Annotated in this window: 22 protein-coding genes; 11 read left to right on the top strand and 11 right to left on the bottom strand. The window is 63.1% G+C overall.

The features are described 5' to 3' along the window. The first annotated feature begins 6 nt into the window (after positions 1-6). From nuoL to DXT59_RS00925, 9 genes are all read left to right on the top strand, one after another. Entirely contained in the window at positions 7-2,073 is a 2,067-nt protein-coding gene (gene nuoL, locus DXT59_RS00965) for an NADH-quinone oxidoreductase subunit L (protein ID WP_116135023.1), read from the top strand. A gap of 15 nt (positions 2,074-2,088) precedes the next feature. Then, a complete protein-coding gene (locus tag DXT59_RS00960) occupies positions 2,089-3,579 on the top strand; it encodes an NADH-quinone oxidoreductase subunit M (RefSeq protein ID WP_116135021.1) in 1,491 nt (496 codons plus the stop codon). Positions 3,580-3,604: 25 nt separating this feature from the next. Further along, positions 3,605-5,083, top strand: coding sequence for an NADH-quinone oxidoreductase subunit NuoN (nuoN, locus tag DXT59_RS00955; protein ID WP_116135019.1), 1,479 nt, complete (start codon positions 3,605-3,607; stop codon positions 5,081-5,083). 4 nt (positions 5,084-5,087) lie between these two features. Further along, complete coding sequence (locus DXT59_RS00950; protein ID WP_116135017.1) at positions 5,088-5,384, top strand: DUF2818 family protein; 297 nt, start codon at positions 5,088-5,090, stop codon at positions 5,382-5,384. A gap of 42 nt (positions 5,385-5,426) precedes the next feature. Beyond that, complete coding sequence (locus DXT59_RS00945) at positions 5,427-6,071, top strand: NUDIX domain-containing protein (protein WP_116135015.1); 645 nt, start codon at positions 5,427-5,429, stop codon at positions 6,069-6,071. A gap of 86 nt (positions 6,072-6,157) precedes the next feature. Continuing rightward, complete coding sequence (locus DXT59_RS00940; RefSeq protein ID WP_116135014.1) at positions 6,158-6,649, top strand: DUF1178 family protein; 492 nt, start codon at positions 6,158-6,160, stop codon at positions 6,647-6,649. Between the two features lie 11 nt (positions 6,650-6,660). Continuing rightward, positions 6,661-7,131 (top strand): MaoC family dehydratase, encoded by a 471-nt coding sequence (locus tag DXT59_RS00935; RefSeq protein WP_116135012.1) that lies wholly within the window; start codon positions 6,661-6,663, stop codon positions 7,129-7,131. Next, positions 7,128-7,595, top strand: a complete 468-nt coding sequence (locus tag DXT59_RS00930; RefSeq protein WP_116135010.1) for a MaoC family dehydratase — start codon at positions 7,128-7,130, stop codon at positions 7,593-7,595. Before DXT59_RS00935 ends, DXT59_RS00930 begins: the two co-directional genes overlap by 4 nt. Positions 7,596-7,685: 90 nt before the next feature. Next, positions 7,686-8,507, top strand: a complete 822-nt coding sequence (locus DXT59_RS00925; protein WP_240324355.1) for an RHS repeat-associated core domain-containing protein — start codon at positions 7,686-7,688, stop codon at positions 8,505-8,507. A gap of 24 nt (positions 8,508-8,531) precedes the next feature. Here the strand turns inward: DXT59_RS00925 and DXT59_RS00920 are convergent, their stop codons facing one another. From DXT59_RS00920 to DXT59_RS00890, 7 genes are all read right to left on the bottom strand, one after another. Continuing rightward, complete coding sequence (locus DXT59_RS00920) at positions 8,532-9,224, bottom strand: glutathione binding-like protein (RefSeq protein ID WP_116135006.1); 693 nt, start codon at positions 9,222-9,224, stop codon at positions 8,532-8,534. A gap of 126 nt (positions 9,225-9,350) precedes the next feature. Further along, positions 9,351-10,577, bottom strand: coding sequence for an acyl-CoA dehydrogenase family protein (locus DXT59_RS00915; protein ID WP_116135004.1), 1,227 nt, complete (start codon positions 10,575-10,577; stop codon positions 9,351-9,353). A 30-nt stretch (positions 10,578-10,607) separates the two neighbouring features. Beyond that, on the bottom strand, positions 10,608-11,720 hold the full coding sequence (locus tag DXT59_RS00910; protein ID WP_116135002.1) for a phosphotransferase: 1,113 nt from the start codon (positions 11,718-11,720) through the stop codon (positions 10,608-10,610). A 78-nt stretch (positions 11,721-11,798) separates the two neighbouring features. Then, complete coding sequence (locus tag DXT59_RS00905; RefSeq protein WP_116135000.1) at positions 11,799-12,515, bottom strand: histidine phosphatase family protein; 717 nt, start codon at positions 12,513-12,515, stop codon at positions 11,799-11,801. 9 nt (positions 12,516-12,524) lie between these two features. After that, positions 12,525-13,313 carry an oxepin-CoA hydrolase, alternative type gene (locus tag DXT59_RS00900; RefSeq protein WP_116134998.1) on the bottom strand — a complete coding sequence of 263 codons (789 nt, stop codon included), beginning with the start codon at positions 13,311-13,313 and terminating at the stop codon, positions 12,525-12,527. A gap of 157 nt (positions 13,314-13,470) precedes the next feature. After that, the gene (locus tag DXT59_RS00895; protein WP_116134996.1) at positions 13,471-14,646 is read right to left on the bottom strand and encodes a pyridoxal phosphate-dependent aminotransferase; all 1,176 of its coding nucleotides are present in this window, start codon (positions 14,644-14,646) and stop codon (positions 13,471-13,473) included. Positions 14,647-14,681: 35 nt separating this feature from the next. Then, positions 14,682-15,155, bottom strand: a complete 474-nt coding sequence (locus DXT59_RS00890; RefSeq protein WP_116134994.1) for a putative toxin-antitoxin system toxin component, PIN family — start codon at positions 15,153-15,155, stop codon at positions 14,682-14,684. Positions 15,156-15,225: 70 nt separating this feature from the next. On the opposite strand from DXT59_RS00890, the gene yaaA reads away from it, so the two are divergent. Further along, a complete protein-coding gene (gene yaaA / locus DXT59_RS00885) occupies positions 15,226-16,008 on the top strand; it encodes a peroxide stress protein YaaA (protein ID WP_116134992.1) in 783 nt (260 codons plus the stop codon). 42 nt (positions 16,009-16,050) lie between these two features. Next, entirely contained in the window at positions 16,051-17,208 is a 1,158-nt protein-coding gene (locus DXT59_RS00880) for a M14 family metallopeptidase (RefSeq protein ID WP_116134990.1), read from the top strand. 57 nt (positions 17,209-17,265) lie between these two features. Here the strand turns inward: DXT59_RS00880 and DXT59_RS00875 are convergent, their stop codons facing one another. The 4 genes from DXT59_RS00875 to DXT59_RS00860 all read right to left on the bottom strand — a co-directional run bounded on the left by DXT59_RS00875 (position 17,266) and on the right by DXT59_RS00860 (position 21,085). Continuing rightward, positions 17,266-17,862: a BspC domain-containing protein gene (locus DXT59_RS00875; RefSeq protein WP_116134988.1), complete on the bottom strand. Its 597-nt coding sequence runs from the start codon at positions 17,860-17,862 to the stop codon at positions 17,266-17,268. A gap of 195 nt (positions 17,863-18,057) precedes the next feature. Then, complete coding sequence (locus tag DXT59_RS00870) at positions 18,058-18,732, bottom strand: energy-coupling factor ABC transporter permease (protein ID WP_116135111.1); 675 nt, start codon at positions 18,730-18,732, stop codon at positions 18,058-18,060. Positions 18,733-18,832: 100 nt separating this feature from the next. Beyond that, the gene (locus DXT59_RS00865; RefSeq protein ID WP_116134986.1) at positions 18,833-19,690 is read right to left on the bottom strand and encodes a helix-turn-helix transcriptional regulator; all 858 of its coding nucleotides are present in this window, start codon (positions 19,688-19,690) and stop codon (positions 18,833-18,835) included. 189 nt (positions 19,691-19,879) lie between these two features. After that, on the bottom strand, positions 19,880-21,085 hold the full coding sequence (locus tag DXT59_RS00860; protein ID WP_116134984.1) for a DUF2863 family protein: 1,206 nt from the start codon (positions 21,083-21,085) through the stop codon (positions 19,880-19,882). Between the last annotated feature and the right edge of the window lie 425 nt (positions 21,086-21,510).

Raw genomic sequence — 21,510 nt, 5'->3', positions numbered from 1 at the left:
GCGGTTATGTCCACGACACTCAATGAAAACCTGCTGCTGGCGGTTCCGCTCGCACCGCTGGCCGGCTCGCTGATTGCTGGTCTTGGCGGGAAGGTGGTAGGGCGCAAAGGCAGCCACCGGGTCACGATCCTCGGCGTGCTGATTTCGTTCATCCTCTCGGCGATGGTATTCGCCGACGTCATGCACGGCGGCAGCTACAACGCGACCGTGTACGAATGGATGAAGGTCGGCTCGCTCAAGTTCGAGATCGGCTTCCTCGTCGATTCGCTCACCGCGATGATGATGTGCGTCGTCACGTTCGTCTCGCTGATGGTGCACATCTACACGATCGGCTACATGGCCGAGGACGACGGCTACGAGCGCTTCTTCTCGTACATCTCGCTGTTCACGTTCTCGATGCTGATGCTCGTCATGAGCAACAACTTCCTGCAGCTCTTCTTCGGCTGGGAAGCGGTGGGCCTCGTGTCGTACCTGTTGATCGGCTTCTACTTCACGCGTGAGAGCGCCATCTACGCGAACATGAAGGCGTTCCTCGTGAACCGCGTCGGCGATTTCGGCTTCCTGCTCGGTATCGGCCTGATCCTCGCGTACGCCGGCTCGATGAACTACGGCGAGGTGTTCGCCAAGCGCGAGGCCCTGGCCGCGCTGACGTTCCCCGGCACGCAATGGGGTCTGCTGACCGTGGCCTGTATCTGCCTGTTCATCGGCGCCATGGGTAAGTCGGCTCAGTTCCCGCTGCACGTTTGGCTGCCCGACTCGATGGAAGGCCCGACCCCGATCTCGGCGCTGATTCACGCGGCGACGATGGTGACGGCCGGTATTTTCATGGTGTCGCGTATGTCGCCGCTGTTCGAACTGTCCGATACGGCGCTCTCATTCATCATGGTGATCGGCGCGATCACGGCGCTGTTCATGGGCTTCCTCGGCATCGTCCAAAACGACATCAAGCGCGTCGTCGCGTATTCCACGCTGTCGCAGCTCGGGTACATGACCGTCGCGCTGGGCGCGTCCGCATACTCGATCTCGGTGTTCCACCTGATGACGCACGCGTTCTTCAAGGCGCTGCTGTTCCTCGGCGCCGGCTCGGTCATCATCGGCATGCACCACGACCAAGACATGCGCAACATGGGCGGCCTGCGCAAGTACATGCCGATCACGTGGATCACCTCGCTCGTCGGTTCGCTCGCGCTGATCGGCACGCCGTTCTTCGCCGGCTTCTATTCGAAGGATTCGATCATCGACGCGGTCGGCCTCTCGCATCTGCCGGGCTCGGGCTTCGCCTACTTCGCGGTCGTCGCCAGCGTGTTCGTCACCGCGCTCTATTCGTTCCGTATGTACTTCATGGTGTTCCACGGCGAAGAGCGTTTCCGTCATCCGCAGGATTTCGGTAACGGTCACGGCGCGGAATCGGCGGCGCACGGCGGCAATGGTCACGACGACCATGGTCACGGTCACGACGACCATGGCCACGCGCATGAACCGCACGAAACGCCGTGGGTGGTGTGGGTGCCGCTCGTCTTGCTGGCGATCCCGTCGGTCATCATCGGTGCGATCGCGATCGGCCCGATGATCTACGGCGATTTCTTCGCGCACGGCGTTGCATTCGACAAGGTCATCTTCATCGGCGAGAACCATGGCGCCGTCGAGGAAATGAGCAAGGAATTCCACGGCTGGCTGCAGATGGGCCTGCACTCGGTCGCGTCGCTGCCGCTGTGGCTTGCGATCGCGGGCGTCGTGACGGCGTGGTTCCTCTATCTGAAGCGTCCCGATCTGCCGGCCGTGATTCGTCGCGCGTTCGGCCCGATCTACACGCTGCTCGAGAACAAGTACTACATGGACAAGATCAACGAAGTCGTCTTCGCGCGCGGTGCGGTGGCCATCGGCCGCGGCCTGTGGAAAGAGGGCGATGTCGTGGTCATCGACGGTGTCGTCAACGGCAGCGCACGTTTCGTCGGCTGGTTCGCGAGCGTGATCCGCTTCCTGCAATCCGGTTACATCTACCACTACGCGTTCGCCATGATTATCGGCATGCTGGGGCTCCTTACCCTGTTTGTAACGCTCGGCGGCAAATAAGGCGGGGGACACTTAATGCACTCTTTTCCGATTCTAAGTACCGCGATCTGGCTGCCGATCGTTTTCGGTCTCGCCGTTCTCGCCATCGGTTCCGACAAGAACCCCGGGCCCGCGCGCTGGCTGGCGCTGATCGGCTCGATCCTCGGCCTCATCGTCACGCTGCCGCTCATTAGCGGCTTCGATTCGGCGAGCGCCGCCCTGCAGTTCGTCGAACAGGCGAACTGGATCGAACGCTTCCACATCACCTATCACCTGGGCGTGGACGGCATCTCGATGTGGTTCGTCGTGCTGACCGCCTTGATCACGGTGATCGTCGTGATCGCCGGATGGGAAGTGATCACCGAGAACGTGTCGCAGTACATGGCCGCCTTCCTGATTCTCTCGGGGATCATGGTCGGCGTGTTCAGCGCCGCGGACGGCATGCTGTTCTACGTCTTCTTCGAAGCGACGCTGATCCCGATGTACCTGATCATCGGCGTGTGGGGCGGCCCGAACCGGATCTACGCCGCGTTCAAGTTCTTCCTCTACACGCTGGCCGGCTCGCTGTTGATGCTGGTCGCGCTGATTTACCTGTACGTGCAAACGGGCACGTTCGATCTGGCCACCTGGCAAGGCGCGCAGATCGCAATGACGCCGCAGGTGCTGCTGTTCATCGCGTTCTTCCTGGCGTTTGCCGTGAAGGTGCCGATGTGGCCCGTGCACACGTGGTTGCCTGACGCCCACGTGGAAGCGCCGACGGGCGGCTCGGTCGTCCTGGCCGCGATCATGCTGAAGCTCGGCGCCTACGGTTTCCTGCGCTTCTCGCTGCCGATCGCCCCCGACGCGAGCCATACGCTGGCACCGGTCATCATCACGCTGTCGCTCATCGCCGTGATTTACATCGGCCTCGTGGCGATGGTGCAAGCAGACATGAAGAAGCTCGTCGCGTATTCGTCGATCGCGCACATGGGCTTCGTCACGCTTGGCTTTTTCATCTTCAATCAGCTCGGCGTCGAAGGCGCGATCGTGCAGATGATCTCGCACGGCTTCGTCTCGGGCGCGATGTTCCTGTGCATCGGCGTGCTCTACGACCGTATGCACTCGCGTCAGATCGCCGATTACGGCGGTGTCGTGAACGTCATGCCGAAGTTCGCCGCGCTCGCGATGCTGTTCTCGATGGCCAATTGCGGCCTGCCGGGTACCTCGGGTTTCGTCGGCGAGTTCATGGTGATTTTGGCTGCCGTCCAGTTCAACTTCTGGATCGCGTTCGGCGCTGCTTTTACGCTGATTCTCGGTGCCGCCTATACGCTGTGGATGTACAAGCGCGTGTATTTCGGCGCCGTGAAGAACGACCACGTGAAGGAACTGACGGACATCAACTGCCGCGAATATCTGATTCTCGGCGTGTTGGCCGCGCTGACGCTGTTCATGGGCGTGTATCCGAAGCCCTTCACCGATGTGATGCACGTCTCCGTGGAAAACCTCCTCTCCCACGTCGCGCAGTCGAAGCTGCCGGTGTCACAGTAACGCCGAGCGGAGGAACGAAAAGATCATGCAAAACGCCCCTATGTCTCTCCTGTTGCCCGATGGGCTGCTGATGGCGGCCGCCGTCCTCGCGTGGCTGAACGAAACGTTCGCCGGCGAGTCCGGTAAACGCCTGACGTACCTGATCGCGGTGCTCGGCTCGCTCGTGTCGGGTATCTGGTTCGCCACGCTCGTGTTCGATCCGCAGCCGCATTACTTCTACTCGCACATGTACGTCGTCGACGGTTTCGCGAGTGCGATGAAGGCGGTGGTCTCGATCGGCTACGCGGTGACGATGATCTATTCGCGCAAGTACCTCGAAGACCGCAATCTGTTCCGCGGGGATTTCTTCCTGCTCGGCATGTTCGCGCTGCTCGGCCAGCTCGTCATGATCTCGGGCAGCAACTTCCTCACGCTGTATCTCGGTCTCGAGTTGATGTCGCTCTCGCTGTATGCGGCGATCGCGCTGCGCCGCGATGCGTCGCAGTCGAACGAAGCGGCGATGAAGTACTACGTGCTGGGCGCGCTCGCCTCGGGCTTCCTGCTCTACGGCATGTCGATGCTCTACGGCGCGACGGGTTCGCTCGATTTGACCGAAGTGCTCAAGGTGATCGCCTCGGGCCACGTCAACAAGTTCGTGCTGCTGTTCGGCGTGATCTTCGTCGTGGCCGGCGTCGCGTTCAAGATGGGCGCCGTGCCGTTCCACATGTGGGTGCCCGACGTCTATCACGGCGCGCCGACGGCCATGACCCTGCTCGTCGGCGGCGGCCCGAAGGTGGCGGCGTTCGCGTGGGGTTTGCGTCTGCTCGTGATGGGCGTGCTGCCGCTCGCCGGCGACTGGCAACAGATGCTGACGATTTTGGCCGCGCTGTCGCTGATCGTGGGCAATATCACCGGTATCGTCCAGCGCAACGTCAAGCGGATGCTCGCGTATTCGGCCATTTCGAATATGGGCTTCGTGCTACTCGGCCTGCTGTCGGGCGTGGTCGACGGCAAGGCCGACGGCATGGCCGGCGCGTACAGCTCGGCGATGTTCTACAGCATCGTCTATCTGCTGACGACGCTGGGCTCGTTCGGCATCGTGATGCTGCTTGCGCGCCGCGACTTCGAAGCCGATACGCTCGACGACTTCAAGGGCTTGAACAAGCGTAGCCCCGTGTTCGCGTTCGTCATGATGGCGATGATGTTCTCGCTGGCGGGCATTCCGCCGACGGTCGGGTTTTATGCGAAGCTCGCCGTGCTGCAATCGACGATGAATGCGGGCTTGACCTGGCTTGCCGTGCTGGCCGTGATTACGTCGTTGTTCGGCGCGTTCTACTACTTGCGTATCGTCAAGCTGATGTACTTCGACGCGCCGCAAGATGCGTCGCCGCTCGAAAGCGATGCATCGGGCCGGTGGCTGCTCGTGCTGAACGGCGTGGCCGTGCTGGTGCTCGGCATCGTGCCGGGTCCGCTCATGACGCTGTGTCTGAACGCCATTACGCACACGCTGCCGGTCGCGCTGTAACCCTATGTCCGCGGCGGGCTGGTTCATCGTTCTGTTGGCGCTCGTGGGCGCCAACTTGCCGTTTTTCAATCAGCGATTGTTCGCCGTGGTGCCGTTGCGCGCGACGAAAAAAAGCGCGTGGCTTCGCATCGCCGAGTTGATCGTGCTGTATTTCGTCATCGGCATGATCGGCTTCGCGCTGGAGGCGCGCGCCGGCAACCGCTTCGATCAAGGCTGGCAGTTTTACGCGATCACGTTCAGCATGTTCGTCGTGTTCGCATTTCCCGGCTTTACGTTTCAATATCTCGTCAAACGTCGCTGACGGCTCGGCGGCCGTCGGCGGCTCCTTGCAGGAGTGTTGCCGATGGCCCATCCGTCCGATTCCCATCATTCGCATCCCGACGCGTCGCTCATAGAAACGCGCATCGACGGCGATACCGCCTACGCCGGCAATTTCCTTACCGTCAAACGCGACATCGTGCGCTTGCCCGACGGCAAGGAGACGACGCGCGAATACGTCGTGCATTCGGGCGCCGTCATGGTCATTCCGTTGTTCGACGATGGCCGCGTCTTGCTCGAGCGGCAGTACCGCTATCCGATCTGCAAGGTGATGATCGAGTTTCCGGCCGGCAAGCTCGATCCGAACGAAGGCGCGCTTGCGTGCGCCGAGCGCGAACTGCGCGAGGAGACGGGCTACTCGGCGCGAGAATACACGTTCCTCACGCGCATTCATCCGATCATTTCGTATTCGACCGAATTCATCGACATCTTCCTCGCGCGCGGTTTGACGCAGGGCGAGCCGGAATTGGACGAGGGAGAATTCCTCGAGGTGTTCACGGCCGACGCCGCGCAACTGGGCGAGTGGATCCGCAGCGGGGAAGTCAGCGATGTCAAAACGATCATCGGTCACTTTTGGCTCGAAAAGGTTTTATCGGGCGCGTGGCAGCCTGACCGGACCGAGCCGCCATTCCCGATCATGCCGGGCTCCGCGCTCGCGCCGAGCGAGTAGACTTCCCCAAATAAGGGTGAACGAGCGTTCACCCCGTTTGCGCTACACTAGTCGCGGCCCAAGCAGCCTATCCGTTTTCATTCAACATGAAGGTTCTCGATCTCCAATGTCCGCACGGTCATCGCTTCGAAGGCTGGTTCGCCTCCGACGATGACTACGAATCCCAGTTGTCGCGCAAATTGATCGAATGTCCGATTTGCGCCGCGACCGAGGTGAGCCGTATGCCGTCCGCGCCGCGCTTGAACTTGTCCGGCGCGGGTCGCGCGCGGCAAGACGACGCGCAACCGCCGGCGACGCGCGAGAGCAACGGCGGCGCGGCGGCCGATCGTACGGCGGCTGCCGAGCGGGTGCGCGAGTTCGAGGCGATGGCACTGCGGATGTTGCGCGAGGTCGTGGGCAAGGCGGAGAACGTCGGCGAGCGCTTTGCCGAGGAAGCCCGCCGCATCCATTACAACGAGGCGCCCGCGCGCAGCATCCGTGGCGTCACGACGCCCGAGGACGCCCGCGCGCTGGCCGACGAGGGCATCGACGTCATGGCGCTGCCGAGCGCCTGCGTGCCGAAAGAATCGCTCCAATAGGAAAGCGCCGCATGGGTATCAGCTACGAGGATTTGGAAGTCGGGTCGCGTACCGAAGTGGGTACTCACACCTTCACCGTCGAGGAAATCCTCGAGTTCGCCGGGCGCTTCGATCCGCAGCCGTTCCATATCGACGAAGCGGCCGCGCAGGCGTCGCCGTTCGGCGGCTTGATCGCGAGCGGCTGGCACACGTGTTCGGTCATGATGGGCATGCTCGTGCGCAACGTATTGGATGGATCCACGTCACTTGGCTCGCCCGGCGTCGAGGAAATCCGTTGGCTGAAGCCCATACGGCCCGGCGACAGCCTGCGTATGTACAACTCGGTGCTCGCCAAACGCGTGTCGAAGAGCTTGCCCGACCGCGGCATCGTGACGACGCTGTGGGAGGGTCTCGACCAAGCGGGCGATACCGTCATTACCGTGCGCGCGAACGTGTTGTTCGGATTGCGGCATCCGCAGCAGCCGGATGGAGCGGCGGCGTGACGGCGGCCCCGGTGACGATTGCCGGTGCGGCCGCGTTGCGGGCGCGCATCGGCGGAGAGCCGTTCGTCAGCGACTGGGTGGAAATCGATCAGCCGCGCGTCGATCGATTTGCCGACGCCACCGGCGATCATCAATGGATTCACGTCGATCCGGCGCGCGCCCGTCGCGAGTCGCCGTTCGGCGGCCCTGTGGCGCATGGGTTTTTGACGTTGTCGCTCGTGGCGTCGCTGCTTGCGCAAACCGTACACATCGAACAGCGGATGGGCGTGAATTACGGCCTCAATCGCGTTCGATTTCCCGCACCGGTACCCGTCGGCGCACGCGTCAGAGCGTCCTTCGCGATTGCCGAGGTAGACGATGTCGCCGACGGCGCGCTTCAGATTACGTGGGATGTCACCGTCGAAATCGAGGGTGGCAGCAAGCCTGCGTGCGTTGCGCAATTCGTCACGCGGCATTATTTCTGATCGGTTCTCGATCTCGTGCTATGAGATCTACCAGTACGGATGGTCGCGGCCGCCTGTACGCTCAATGCTTCTTTCGACGAGACATCGAAGATGAGCGAGCCGATTTCCGTCCGTTTCACTGGGGCTTACGCCGACGCAATCACCGCCGGCTACCCGTTAGGCAACGGATATCGATGGTATTTACCGGGACTGATGCGATTCAATGCGCCCGACGAGGACAGCCCCTTCGACGCCGGCGGCCCTAACCCGTACGCCTATTGTGCGGACGATCCGGTCAATCATAGCGATCCGACTGGACATGTCAGTTGGAGTTCGCTGACACACTGGCTCGATATTGGCACCTCGCACGTGGGCGTGTCGGTACGCCGGCCGGGGCTCGATGTGCCGATCGCCGGCGAACACGCGGTGGGCGCAAGCACTGAGATTGTCGCGACTCGCCGGTTGGAGCCGGGGCCGCCGGCGTATCGGCAAACGACGGAGGCCTCGGAACCTCCTCCCGCATATGAGCCCTTCGATTGGCACCACCCTTCGTTATTGCCTAGCTATCATGAGTCCGTCGTCGCGCCGATTTCCGGGCAGATCAAAGGCGACCTCGCCATGTTGTATCGAGATATGGGCGAGGAACTGCTCCGCTTATATGGAGAATCCCGGCACGAAGCCCGAATACCGAGTCTCTTCGAATTGCTCGTTGCGCTCGCCGTTGACAGGCGTAACTGGCGCCGGTTAAAGGTCCAACGTGCCGAGGAGACCGCACTGCGCGCAGACCGGATGAGTGAATACCGCCTTCGGTTGGACGATATCGAACAACGGATCAAGCGAGAAAGGGCGCTCGATGGCGAAGCGCCCCTGAAAAATGAGCTCAAGATGAAGCTGAGGGAAAATAAACGGCTCTATCGGCTTCTCAAGGCCTAATCCGCTACGGGCGACGCGCGCGATTCAGCGTTTCGCGTACTGCGTCGCGCCGAATAGAATGTCCCGCGCCTTGTCGTCGGTGAGCGCGCGCCGTGCCGACGCCAACACCTCGACGCCGCGTTGCACCGCGGGCCGAGCCGCGATGGCCTCATGCCAGCGCTTCACGTTCGGATAGTCGGCCAAATCGACGCCTTGGTTTTGCCACGAGCGCGTCCAAGGAAACGCCGCGATATCGGCAATCGTGTAGTCGTCTCCGGCCAAATACGCCGACTTCGCGAGTTGCTTGTCCATGACGCCGTACAGGCGCTTGGCCTCGTTGGTGTAGCGGTTCACCGCATATTCGATCTGCTGCGGCGCGTAGATGCGGAAATGGTGCGTTTGACCGAGCATCGGCCCGAGCCCGCCCATCTGGAACATCACCCATTGCAACGTCGCATAGCGGGCAGCAGGCTCGGCCGGCAGAAATTGACCGGTCTTTTCGGCCAGATAGATCAGAATCGCGCCCGATTCGAACAGCGACAGCGGATGGCCGCCCGGGCCATCCGAATCGACGATCGCCGGAATCTTGTTGTTCGGGCTGATCGCGAGAAACTCCGGTTTGAACTGATCGCCCGCGCCGATATCGACCGCATGGACGCGATACTCGAGGCCGGTTTCCTCGAGCATGATGTGAACCTTATGGCCGTTCGGTGTGGCCCAGCTATAGACGTCGATCATGTCTCATCCTTATTCCCGCCGGCGCCGCGACGAGCAGCCCCGATGCACGCGGAAATTAGCATGGATCGGCGCGCATCGCCGGCGGGCTCCGCAAGGCCCTGAACGCGGTGGGGACATCGGATCGATTCACTGCGCCGTGGCCGCATGGCGTGCCAATTCGAGTTTGGCGATCGCGTTGCGATGCACCTCGTCGGGACCGTCGGCGAAGCGCAGCGTGCGCGCGCAGGTGTAGGCATACGCGAGCGGAAAGTCGTCGCACATGCCGCCGCCGCCATGCGCCTGAATGGCCCAATCGATGACTTCACAGGCCATGTTCGGCGCGACGACCTTGATCATCGCGATTTCGCCGCGCGCGCCTTTATTGCCGACCGTGTCCATCATGTAGGCGGTCTTCAACGTGAGCAGCCGCGCCTGCTCGATCATGCAGCGCGCCTGCGCGATCCGCTCCTGGGTGACCGTTTGCGCGGCGATCGGTTTGCCGAAGGCGACGCGTTCAGACGTGCGCTTGCACATGAGTTCGAGCGCGCGCTCGGCTAGCCCGATCAAGCGCATGCAATGATGAATCCGGCCCGGGCCCAAGCGGCCCTGTGCGATTTCGAAGCCGCGTCCCTCGCCGAGCAAGATATTCGAAGCGGGCACACGCACGTTTTCGAGCGTGATCTCCATATGCCCATGCGGTGCGTCGTCGTATCCGAACACGTGCAGAGGACGATGGACCGTGATGCCCGGCGCGCCGGCCGGCACGAGAATCATCGATTGTTGAGCATGCTTGGGCGCTTGCGGATCGGTTTTGCCCATGACGATATACACCTTGCAGCGCGGATCGCCCGCGCCGGACGACCACCATTTGCGGCCGTTGATGACGTAGCTGTCGCCGTCGCGCTCGATGCGGGTTTCGATATTCGTCGCATCGGACGACGCGACTTCCGGTTCCGTCATCAGAAACGCCGAACGGATCCGTCCTTCGAGCAGCGGCTCGAGCCACGTGCGCTTTTGCTCCTCGGAGCCGTAGCGCTCGATCGTTTCCATGTTGCCGGTGTCGGGCGCATTGCAGTTGAACACTTCTGGCGCCCAGGGCACGCGTCCCATGATCTCCGCGAGCGGCGCATATTCGAGATTGGTGAGTCCGGCGCCGCGCGTCGAATCGGGGAGAAAGAGATTCCACAAGCCCGCTTCCCGCGCGCGCAGCTTTAGCGTCTCCACGATCTCGGTAGGTACCCAAGCATTGCCGGCCGCGCGATTGCGGGCGACTTCATCGAGAAAAACGCGCTCGTTCGGATAGATATGCGCGTCGAAGAACGCGTGGAGTTTTGCGCGCAAAGCTTGAACCTTCGGGGTGTAGTCGAAATTCATTGCTCTTCTCCGTGGATGCGGCAGCGTGCGTTAGGCCGCACGCACTCTGCAGGCGTACGACCAAGCGAGTTCGGCCATGGGGCGCGCGCGGCGGCCGGCATCGATCGCTTGCGCGCTCGATGCCGTGCCGACCGTGACGCGCTTCATGATCCCTTGCAAGATCGCGGCGATGCGGAACATGTTGAACGCTAGATAGAAATTCCAATCGCCCGGAATCGAAAACCCCGTCCGTTCGCGGTAACGCTCGACATAGCTACGTTCGTCGGGGATGCCGAGCGTGTCCCAACCGAGACCCGCGATGCCGCGAAATTGCACCGGGTCGACGTGCCAGGCCATGCAGTGATAGGCGAAATCGACGATAGGGTCGCCGAGCGTCGACAGTTCCCAATCGAGGACCGCCAGCACGCGCGGCTCGCTCGGATGAAAGATGAGATTGTCGAGCCGATAGTCACCGTGCACGATACCCACGTGCTCGCCGGTGACGGGTGGCACATGCGCCGGCAGCCAGTCGATCAACCGCCGCATGGCGTCGATCGGCTCGGTCTCGGACGCTTCGTACTGCTTGCTCCAGCGTGCGATTTGGCGGGCGAGGTAGTTGCCGCTCTTGCCATAGTCGCCGAGCCCGATCGCATTCGGATCGACGCGATGCAACGTGGCGATGACGCGATTCATTTCATCGTAGATCGCGGCGCGAGCGGCCGGCGTCATTCCGGGAAGCGAGGGGTCCCACAGCACGCGGCCCTCGACGTACTCCATGACGTAAAACGCGCGGCCGATGACGGCCTCGTCCTCGCACAGCGCGAGCATCTTGGCGACGGGTACACCGGTTTCCGACAGCGCGTCCATCACGCGGTATTCTCGATCGATCGCGTGAGCGGACGGCAGCAGCTTGGCCGCGGGCCCCGGCTTCGCGCGCATGACGTAGCCGCGCGAGGGAGTGATGAGCTTGTAGGTGGGATTCGATTGGCCGCCGGCGAATTGCTCGACGCTCAGGGGGCCGGCGAAGCCGTCGATATGCTCGCGCAGCCATGTCTCGAGGGCGGCGGCGTCGAAGCTGTGACTCGCCGATACGGCGCGCGTGCCGACGAAGGCCGAGTAGTCCTGCTCGTTGCTGGTTTGTCCTGCCGACTCGTTCGTTGCCATCTCATGGCTCCCGCTTGACGTTGGGTTCGATAACGAATTGCGAAGGTGCAGCGCCGAAACCTCAGGACAAGGTTCGCCTCACTCGCGCCGGTAGCGCAGGTACTGCGCGTAGAGCGATTCCATCGTCGTGTGCCGGACGTCGCGAAAGAGCGGCGTGGGCGGCGCGTAATTGATCGCCCGTACGACCCAATCGCTCGGGCGCGCACCGACGTCGAGCGCATTGATGCAGCCCGTTGCTTGCGCAAGATGGCCGAAGAAGGCTCGCCCGCCTGCGGTAATGGCATGCGAGAGCAGGGCGCGGTTGACTCCCCCGTGCAACACGAGCAACGCGGTATCCCAGCCGTCGTCCGCACGCAAACGCGCAAGCGGCGGCAAGACGCGATCGAGCAATTCGCCGATCGTTTCCCCGCCCAGAAAACGCGTGCTTTCGGGCACCACGCCGTCGAATGCGCTCAGAAAGGCGGCCTCGACTTGGCCGGGCGGAAGATCGGCCAAGCGTCCCGCGCGGATTTCCTGCCATTCCGGCCAAGTCTCGAGTTCGATGTGTTGCCCGGTGGCTGCGAGCACCTGCTGCGCCGTTTGCACGGTACGCGGCAGGCCGCTGACGATGACGCGGTCGAACCGGGCGCCGTCGGCGGCGAATGCCTCTCCCGCGGCTCTCGCTTGAGCGAGACCGTGCGCGTTGAGCGGGACCGTTTCCGGATCGATCGCGCGGCCCGTCGCGTCGAAGTAAGTGACGTCGCCGTGGCGCATTAGGAAGATGCGCCGGCGCGCAGGCATGTTGAACTCGGTCATGTGGCGTACTCAGCGGTAGCGCGCCGGGCGTTTTTCGAGGAACGCGGTGATCCCTTCGAGCGCGTCCGCGTGATGCAGCGATGCGACGAACGCGTCGCGCTCTTGCGTCAAGTGATCGGCGAGCGAGTTCGCGCGCGCGGAGCCGACGAGCGCTTTGACGCAGGCTTGGGCATTGGGTGAGCCGCGGCCCAGTTCATCGGCCCAGGCGATGGCCGCGTCGCGAAGCTGCGCCGTTTTGACGAGACGATTGACGACGCCGAGCGCATGAAGCCGCTCGGCCGATACGGGTGTGGCCTCGAGCAATATTTCCGTCGCGAGCGCGCGGGGCAGCGCTTGCGCGAGGAACCACGAGCCGCCGCCGTCCGGCGTCAAACCGACGCGCGCGTATGACATGACGAACTTCGCATCGTCGGCCGCGATGATGAGATCGCATGCGAGCGCGAGCGAAAAGCCGGCGCCGGCCGCCGCACCGGCGACCGCGGCGATGACGGGTTTGCGCGACGTACGCAGCGCGAGCACCCACTGAGCGAGCAAATCGATGCTCTGCGCTTGCACCGAGGGATCCTTGGCGCGATTCTCCAACAGCCGGTTCAGATTTCCCCCGGCGCAAAAGAACTCGTCCGCTCCCGTGAGGACGATCGCACGGATCGACGGGTCGCGCTCCGCGGTCTCGAGCGCCTGAATACCGGCCGCATACATATCCGGGTGCAAGGCGTTGCGCGCGCCCGGATTGGACAGGGTCAAGACAAGGGTCGACTCGCTTTCCGGCGGTCGCGAGGCGAGCAGCTCTGCGCTCATGAAGTCTCCTTCGTTGTTTCGGGTGGTTCGGCGCTCGTCGTGCCGCCGCGCGATGCCAAGCGCGAGTTCCTCGTCGAACTCCGACTGCTGCGAGTGTATTTAGAATAGCACGGTCGTTTTATTTGTGTCCCCTACCATTCGTGCGCATGGCTGCCGGTCAGAGGCGGGCGAGCCGCTCTAGCGCGGTTGCAAGCGTGGCTTCGCGTTTCGCGAAGCAAAATCGAACGACGCCCGATTCGTGCGGCTCGTGATAAAACGCCGACACCGGAATCGCGGCCACGCCGATTTCCGTCGTCAGCCACTTCGAAAACTCCGCCTCGGGCAAATCGCTGATCGCGGAATAGTCGACGCATTGGAAGTACGTCCCCTCGCATGGCAGGAGCTTGAAGCGCGTGCCCGCCAGCCCCGCGCGGAAGAAGTCGCGCTTGCGCTGGTAAAACGCCGGCAACTCGACATAGGGTGCCGGATCGGCGAGATAGGCGGCGAGACCCACCTGCATCGGCGTGTTCACCGTGAAGACGTTGAACTGGTGGACTTTGCGAAACTCGGCCGTCAACGCGGCCGGTGCGGCGACATAGCCGACCTTCCAGCCCGTGACATGGAACGTCTTGCCGAAGCTCGACACGACGAAGCTGCGCCGGGCGAGTTCGGGATAGCGGGCGACGCTCTCGTGCTGCGCGCCGTCGAAGACCATGTGCTCATAGACCTCATCGGACAGGATCAGGATATTGGTGCCGCGCACGATCTCCTCGAGCCGGCGCATGTCGTCGCCATGCCAAACCCTGCCCGTCGGATTATGCGGCGTGTTGATGAGCACAAGACGCGTGCGGGGCGTGATCGCGCGTGCGAGCTTGTCGAAGTCGATCGCGTAATCGGGGGCTTCGAGTGCGACGAAGACCGGTTTGCCGCCCGCCAGTTCGATCGATGGGACATAGCTGTCATAGGTCGGTTCGAGTACGACCACTTCGTCGCCCGGGTGAACCGTGGCGAGGATCGCCGTCAGTAACGCCTGCGTGGCGCCGGCGGTGACGGTGATTTCGGTTTGCGGGTCGTAGGCGCGCCCATGGATCGCTTCGATCTTGCGCGCGATCGCCTCGCGCAGGGGCAGCACACCGGCCATTGGTGGATATTGATTGTGGCCGTCTTGCATCGCGCGCGTGACGGCTTGCACGATCCGCTCGTCGCAATCGAAATCGGGAAAACCCTGGCCGAGATTGACGGCGCCCCGCTGCGCGGCGAGCGCGCTCATGACCGTGAAAATCGTCGTACCGACGTTCGGCAGACGTGAAGCGAGGGCGAAGGGCGGATGCGTGGATTCGTGCGGTGCGTTCATGGCGCGTTCTTCAGACGAGGACGATATCAAGGCGGTCAAGGCGAAACAGAGTCGAGGACGAACTTCGCGGGTTCGGCGATTCGAAACCCGAAGTCGCGGCTCGTGCGCTTATTGAGCTTCAACAGGGCGCGGTCCTTCGAGACGAGCCAGTCGGCCTTCGCCGCATGCGCGAGCTCGAGAAATTTCTGATCGTCGCGGTCCCTACATTTCGGCAACGGTGCGCTCTCCGCGGGCACGGCTTGCTCGGGCATGAGGGCGGCAAGGCGCCTGACGGCGGCCAACGCGGCGGCCTTATCGACGGCGCGCGCGACGAACTGCGGATAGTCGAGCACGTGGGCCAGCTCGGCGAAGCAGCGGGCATCGATGGTCGCGGCGAGATCGCCGCGTTCGAGAGCGGCGAGAATGGGGCGCGTGGCCGGGTCGTCGAACACGAGGATATCGATCCAGACATTGGAGTCGAGCACCACGCGCGGCACGGCGTTGACGCCTTCGGCATCGGAATAGGGCATTCGCTACAATCGGGCTTTTCGTTTCCACCGTTCGGCACGGCGTGCCGGCGGAGCCTTTCGGCGAGCCCTTATGATAATTGTTTTGTCTCCGGCCAAGTCGCTCGACTACGAGACACCCCCGCACGTCTCCGAGCACACGATTCCCGACTTCGTCGACGATGCCGCCGAGTTGATCGATGAATTGCGGCGGTATTCGCCGCAGCGGATCGCCTCGCTGATGGATATTTCCGACGCGCTGGCCCATCTGAACTTTCAGCGCTACGCCGATTGGTCGCCGCAATTTCATACGGGCAACGCGAAGCAGGCGGTGCTTGCGTTCAACGGCGACGTCTATGAAGGTTTCGATGCGAAGACGCTGAGCGCCTCCGATCTCGACTATGCGCAGCGGCACGTACGCGTCTTGTCGGGCTTGTACGGTCTGCTGCGTCCGCTCGACCTTTTGCAGCCCTATCGCTTGGAGATGGGTACGCGCTTGCCGAACGCACGAGGCAAGGATCTCTACGCGTTCTGGGGCGAGCGCATCACCGAGGCGCTCAACCTGCAGTTCAAGCGCAACAAAAGCACGGAGCGGGTGCTCGTGAATTGCGCTTCGACCGAGTATTTCAAATCGGTCCGGCCGGCGGCGCTCGATGCGCGCATCGTGACGCCCGTGTTCGAAGACTGGAAGGGCGGCCGCTACAAGATCATCAGCTTTCATGCGAAACGCGCGCGCGGCCTGATGGCCCGATTCGCCGTCGAGAATCGCATCGATGCGCCCGAGAAGCTGAAGGACTTCGCGGCCGAAGGTTACGCATTCGATCCGGCGGCCTCGAACGAGGCGACGTTCGTGTTTCGCCGGCGCGTCGGCACCTGACGTGTGCATCTCTTCGTTCACCCAACGACCGAACCTTTCATCATGACCTTATCGATCACGAGCAACTTCGACGCGGGCGCCATCGACGTGGTGTCCTGCGAACGCGCCGACGACATTCGTCTGCGGATCCGCCCGGACAGCCACGCCGATTTCGCGCAATGGTTCTATTTCCGGCTCGCGGGCGCGCGCGGCCAGCGTTGCGTGATGACGTTCGAAAATGCGGCGCAATGCGCATTCGCGCAGGGGTGGCACGGCTACCGCGCGATGGCGAGCTACGATCGCGTCAATTGGTTTCGCGTGCCGACGTCTTACGACGGCAAGGTGATGACGATCGAACACACGCCCGACTTCGATGCGATTCACTACGCGTACTTCGAGCCGTATAGCGAGGAGCGCCACACGGAGTTTCTCGGCGCCGTTCAGCAGATGCCGCAGGCCACGCTCGTCGAGCTCGGCCGTACGGTGGAGGGCCGGCCGATGTCGCTGCTCGTACTCGGCACACCGGAGGCCGACGTGGCCCGAGCGAAGAAGAAAGTATGGATCGTCGCGCGGCAGCATCCCGGCGAGACGATGGCCGAGTGGTTCGTCGAAGGGCTCGTCAAACGGCTGGCCGGGTGGGGCGATTGGTCGGGCGATCCCGTCGCGCGAAAGTTATACGAACACGCTGTGTTCTACATCGTCCCGAACATGAATCCGGACGGCGGCGTGCGCGGCAATCTGCGTACGAACGCCGCGGGGGCGAACCTCAACCGCGAGTGGCTCGAGCCCGATCCCGAGCGCAGCCCGGAGGTGTTCGCGGTGCGCGAGGCGATTCACGCGAACGGCTGCGACATGTTCTTCGATATTCACGGCGACGAAGCACTGCCCTACGTATTCGTCGCCGGCAGCGAGATGCTGCCGAACTTCACCGAGCGCCAATTGCGCGAACAGCAGGCATTCATCGAGTCGTTCAAGCAAGCGAGCCCGGACTTCCAGGACGAGCATGGCTACGAAGCGTCCAAGTACAAGGAAGACGCACTGAAGCTCGCCTCGAAATACATCGGGCATACGTTCGGCTGTTTGTCGCTGACGCTCGAAATGCCGTTCAAGGACAACGCCAACTTGCCCGACGAGCGCGTGGGTTGGAACGGCGAACGCAGCGCGGCGCTGGGCGCGGCGATGCTGGCCGCGGTGCTGCGTCAGATCGAAACGTTCGGTTGACGTCCGGTAGCGGCGCCGCGTTGCGGCGTCGCTATTCGAGTCCCGTGTGGCGCGCGCTCAGTGCTTGCCGGCCGGCTTGGCTGAAGATTTCTTTTTCGTCGAATGTTTGACCGCGTTGCTGCTCGTGTGGCCCGTCGCATGGCCGCCATGACGGCGCTTGCCCTTCTTCCTCGATGTGCCTTCGTTGTGGGCCTTCAGCGGCGGGACGGGGTCGTTCCACGTGAATGCCAGCATCTGCGTGCCGACGTAGCCGCAGCGAAAGGTCAGCGGATAAGATTCGTGCGACGTCTCGCGCGCAATGCCGTGCCCTTCCACGGTCACGATGTTATCGACCGTGATGCGCTGCTTGCCTTGGTCGAACGGTTGATTCCACGGCTTGATTTCCGCGTGGGCCGAATCGAACGCCTCGGGCGGGAAATCGACGTGGTCGATGACGGTCGAGGTACTCGCGACGAAACTGCCATGGGCGGCGCAATCGGCGACGAGCGGATCGGCGTGCATATCGTTCACGAAATGGGCGATCAACTCGTTTCGCTGATCGATGGAATCGGCGCGGGCCGGGGCAATCGCGATCATCGGCAGGGCCAGCACGGCCGAAGTTGCCAATTGTCCAGCGAGCTGCCGCAGGCGGCGTGAAAACTTGGAGCTATCCATCCGGTAGGCAGTATTGAGACACAGGCACGTAAGATGCCCCACTCGGAGACGGAGTTCAATGTCGAGATGAATAAATTTTGACAATCCGTCGCGAGAGGATGAAGCCTGCGGCCGATCGGCGCACTCGTCGCGCTCGGCCACTTGAGCGAAGCGCATCCGCGCGGGCGTCGGATGTCGAACGATTCTTCGGTTCGGTCAAGTGCGCGGACCGCCGAGCCGATAGCGGCGGACGTCGTTGGTCGTGACCCAGGTGGGGCGGTAGACCGCGATGAGCGCGGTCGACATGCCGGTGAACCACGCTTCGCCGGTGGCCAGTAGAAATACGCTGAACGCGTAGCCGATCGGAACGACGGCGGGCGAGCCATGCGCGAGCGCAATGTGAGCGGCCGCCGCGGCGACGCTCGCGACCGTGACGGCGATGGCCGGCGAGATAAAGCCCTGCGCGCAAATGAAAGCCAAGAGGTTGCGCGGCAGCCAGGCGGTGCAAGCGCGCTGGAACAGTGCCGAGACCCCGACGGGCATGGCCCCGTAGATGAGAAAGGTCAGCGCGACGCCTTGCCAAGCAGCGTCGAAAATGATCGCGGCGACACCGGACACGGCCGCCATTGCTACGAGTGCCAGTGCCCAGTCGAACAGCGTGACGAGCAGCGTGGCGCCGAGCAGATGCATGACCGGGCCGTCGTCGAGCCAGGCATTCGATGCCCACAGTACCGAGATGGCCACGATGACGGCGAGCCATACGTGCTGGAGCGTTCCATCTTGCAGACGCTTGAACGGACGCGTTGCCAGGGCGAGCGCGAGCACGACTGCGGCTGCGGCCCAGCCACCGACAGCGACCCATAGCGGAAGCGGCGTATAGAGGAAGCCCATGGCGTCCATATTACTCGTTGGGCTGCGAAACGGGGAGAGCGTGTGTGAGGCGGTTCGCTTTCCCCCCGATCACTACCTAGCAAGCGGCGCACCGCGTTACTTAGCTCGCGCCCGGGACGGGGCCGCCGAACGGGACGTCGGGCTCGGCGGCGAGCGGTAACTCGAGCGGGAGATCGCGCCGGGAGAGCGGATATTGGAATGAGCCGGCGCGCCTGAGCGGCACCGCGCCGCCGCGCCCGAGCACCGGCTTCGGGGCGCTGTGCGCCTCGCTGCGCAGCACTTCGAGTTGCGGGGTCAGCCAGCCGTTGTAGATGGCCACGGCCGCTGCCCGGTTCGGCGCGCCCAATTGCTGAAAGATGCTGGCCAGATGGATTTTGACCGTGCCTTCGCTGATCCCCAGCGTGCGCGCGATCATTTTGTTGGTGCTCCCCATATGGACGCAGCGCATGATTTGTTCTTGCCGAGGCGAAAGCGCCGGCACGAAGCGCTTGCGCCGCGATAGCTCGGGGTTCGACTCGCGCGCGGTCAACGGCGCGGGCAGCGTGCCTCGCAGCGGTGCGCGGTTCTGGGCATCGGCTTCCGTGAGAAACGGCGCGTAAAGGCCCCCCGCCAGGACGAGTTCGAGCAAACGGACGATGAGGGCGGGATTCGTGGAGCGGGCGATGACGCCATGCACGCCGGCGTCCACGAGCGTGCGTACGCGCGCGGGCGCGATGTCGTCGACGAAGGCGGCCACCCGCAGCCTTGGATATTCGACCAGCAGCGTGCGAACGGCGCTCGCACGCATGGCATCTTGCCAATCGACGACGAGCAACTCGGTTGGCACCCGACGCATCGCGCGGCCCGCGTGCAGCCAATCGCGAGCTTCGCAAAACCGTGCTTGCCGATCGATTTGCCGCAATAGCGCCTTGAGCCCGTCGCGCCGTTCGGCTTCCGAACTGAGAACTGCGAACCGCATGTTTTGCCTCCTTGTAGTCGGTACGGAAAGCGCAGCGGAAAGCGCCGGACGAGGACCGGCGGCCACGATGCGCCGTCGCGCAATCATGACAAATTCCTTACAGTAAGGCGGCTATCCGAACGGCATAGGACGCACCTTCCACGCGATCGAAGCGCGCGGGAAGGTGCGGGGAGGAGGGCTGAGGATGGATCAGTGAAAGTGCGGCTGCGCGGGTTCCGCGTCTTCGGGCATTTCGGCGTGGACGATTTCGCCGAGCGGGTCCGCGTAGAGCGGAACGCCGCAATCGTCGCAGTACTCGGGCTCGAAGCGGCCGGCGTGACGGCGTATGTCGGTCACGCCTGCTTCCTTGAGCAACGCGATGATTTCTTCGAGCGGACCGCCGGTGTCCTCGGCCTCTTCGTCGATCGCCAATTCTCCGTTTTCGCGGCCATATAACGGCCAGACGACGCCGTAGATGACGTCATTGCTGCCGCGGCGCGTGAAGCCTACGCGGTATTCGTCGATGCGCCGCTCTCCGAAGCCGGCGACCACGGCGCGCAAATCTTGCGGCGTTGCGCCGATGGTGTCGAACAGATAGCGAATGGCGGTGCGGACCGTGTGCGGCCGCACGCGCTCGTCGGCGTCGCGACAGGCGGAGTAATACGCATCGGGCAACAGACACTCGAATTCGCAGCCCGGCAGCACGCCGGAAAGATTGGCGCCGCCTTGCGTCGCCCATTGCTCCAAGCATTGGCCGCGCTCGATGCGCACGCCGTTCTCCTCCTCTTGCCAGCGGAACAGCGGCGCGCCGACCGGGGCTGCCACGACGGCGAGCAAGAAACGCGGATCGGCCAGGATGGGCGAGGTCTCGGGCAGGTCGCCGAAGTTCATCTTGGCCGCCGTGCCGTTTAGCGCCGCTTGGATGAGCTGCTGGGCGAGGCGATATGTCTCGACGTGATGCCGGGGCAATTGATCGATGCTGTAGAGAAACGGCGCCAGCGCGACGCGGGTGCTGTCGGCGAGCACGTGCGCTTGCAGATGCGCGCGCAGGGCGTCGACGGCGTCACCCTTGAGCGGGCCCGAGGGGATCATGTAGCGAGTCCAAGCCAATACGGGCGCCGCGATCAATAGCGCTTCATAGGGCGTGCCCTCGTGTTCGATGACGAAAGACTCGCTGTGCGTCTCGGCCATATCGGCCAGCGCGCCATAGGCGTCCGGGTGGTTCTGCTGCAGGTGGTCGAGCGCCGCGTCGAGCGTCGTTTGATTGCCGTTGCGGACGATTTTCGCGAGCAGCGTGTCGAGCTTGGCTTCCCAGAAGCGGTCTTCGATTCGGCTGCCGGACGCGAACAGCGCGAGGGACAAGCCGACGAGCTTGTCGGCATCGGGGGGGAGGCGTTTAGCGATTCGCGAGCGCATAGGGCTGACTTAGTCGGATTCAATGAGCCCTCCATTCTAGTCGCTTCCGTCACACAGTAAGCCGAGCTGAGCGTGGCGTACGAGGGGCGCCCGCCCGGCGGTGCGCCGATGCGTTCATTGCTTCCTTCATTGCTTCCGTTTGCCGTCGCAAAGCACGCTCAGCTTCCTTCATTGCTTCCGTTTGCCGTCGCAAAGCACGCTCAAAATACCGCTTGCACGCTGCGCGGAAGGGGCCTAGAATTGCGCCCTTTCGTGCAGTCAGTGCGACTGAACGAAGAGAAGCGAGGCCTTGTGGCAAGCGGTTTTCCGCGAGGTCATCGTCAACGGATTGGATAGCCAGCAGATGCAAGCGACGCTAAAAAAACTGTTGACGAGATGCAAAAGGTTCTGCATAATCTCGTTTCTCTGCTGCTGACGCAGCAACG

The sequence above is a fragment of the Trinickia diaoshuihuensis genome, from assembly GCF_003390925.1.
GTDB classification, from domain to species: Bacteria; Pseudomonadota; Gammaproteobacteria; order Burkholderiales; family Burkholderiaceae; genus Trinickia; species Trinickia diaoshuihuensis.
This window is presented reverse-complemented; position numbering and strand designations above follow the sequence as displayed.

Coding starts and splice junctions, on each gene's coding strand:
- nuoL (WP_116135023.1), top strand. CDS start 7: ATGTCCACGACACTCAATGAAAACCTGCTGCTGGCGGTTCCGCTCGCA.
- DXT59_RS00960 (WP_116135021.1), top strand. CDS start 2,089: ATGCACTCTTTTCCGATTCTAAGTACCGCGATCTGGCTGCCGATCGTT.
- nuoN (WP_116135019.1), top strand. CDS start 3,605: ATGCAAAACGCCCCTATGTCTCTCCTGTTGCCCGATGGGCTGCTGATG.
- DXT59_RS00950 (WP_116135017.1), top strand. CDS start 5,088: ATGTCCGCGGCGGGCTGGTTCATCGTTCTGTTGGCGCTCGTGGGCGCC.
- DXT59_RS00945 (WP_116135015.1), top strand. CDS start 5,427: ATGGCCCATCCGTCCGATTCCCATCATTCGCATCCCGACGCGTCGCTC.
- DXT59_RS00940 (WP_116135014.1), top strand. CDS start 6,158: ATGAAGGTTCTCGATCTCCAATGTCCGCACGGTCATCGCTTCGAAGGC.
- DXT59_RS00935 (WP_116135012.1), top strand. CDS start 6,661: ATGGGTATCAGCTACGAGGATTTGGAAGTCGGGTCGCGTACCGAAGTG.
- DXT59_RS00925 (WP_240324355.1), top strand. CDS start 7,686: ATGAGCGAGCCGATTTCCGTCCGTTTCACTGGGGCTTACGCCGACGCA.
- DXT59_RS00920 (WP_116135006.1), bottom strand. CDS start 9,224: ATGATCGACGTCTATAGCTGGGCCACACCGAACGGCCATAAGGTTCAC.
- DXT59_RS00915 (WP_116135004.1), bottom strand. CDS start 10,577: ATGAATTTCGACTACACCCCGAAGGTTCAAGCTTTGCGCGCAAAACTC.
- DXT59_RS00910 (WP_116135002.1), bottom strand. CDS start 11,720: ATGGCAACGAACGAGTCGGCAGGACAAACCAGCAACGAGCAGGACTAC.
- DXT59_RS00905 (WP_116135000.1), bottom strand. CDS start 12,515: ATGACCGAGTTCAACATGCCTGCGCGCCGGCGCATCTTCCTAATGCGC.
- DXT59_RS00900 (WP_116134998.1), bottom strand. CDS start 13,313: ATGAGCGCAGAGCTGCTCGCCTCGCGACCGCCGGAAAGCGAGTCGACC.
- DXT59_RS00895 (WP_116134996.1), bottom strand. CDS start 14,646: ATGAACGCACCGCACGAATCCACGCATCCGCCCTTCGCCCTCGCTTCA.
- DXT59_RS00890 (WP_116134994.1), bottom strand. CDS start 15,155: ATGCCCTATTCCGATGCCGAAGGCGTCAACGCCGTGCCGCGCGTGGTG.
- yaaA (WP_116134992.1), top strand. CDS start 15,226: ATGATAATTGTTTTGTCTCCGGCCAAGTCGCTCGACTACGAGACACCC.
- DXT59_RS00880 (WP_116134990.1), top strand. CDS start 16,051: ATGACCTTATCGATCACGAGCAACTTCGACGCGGGCGCCATCGACGTG.
- DXT59_RS00875 (WP_116134988.1), bottom strand. CDS start 17,862: ATGGATAGCTCCAAGTTTTCACGCCGCCTGCGGCAGCTCGCTGGACAA.
- DXT59_RS00870 (WP_116135111.1), bottom strand. CDS start 18,732: ATGGGCTTCCTCTATACGCCGCTTCCGCTATGGGTCGCTGTCGGTGGC.
- DXT59_RS00865 (WP_116134986.1), bottom strand. CDS start 19,690: ATGCGGTTCGCAGTTCTCAGTTCGGAAGCCGAACGGCGCGACGGGCTC.
- DXT59_RS00860 (WP_116134984.1), bottom strand. CDS start 21,085: ATGCGCTCGCGAATCGCTAAACGCCTCCCCCCCGATGCCGACAAGCTC.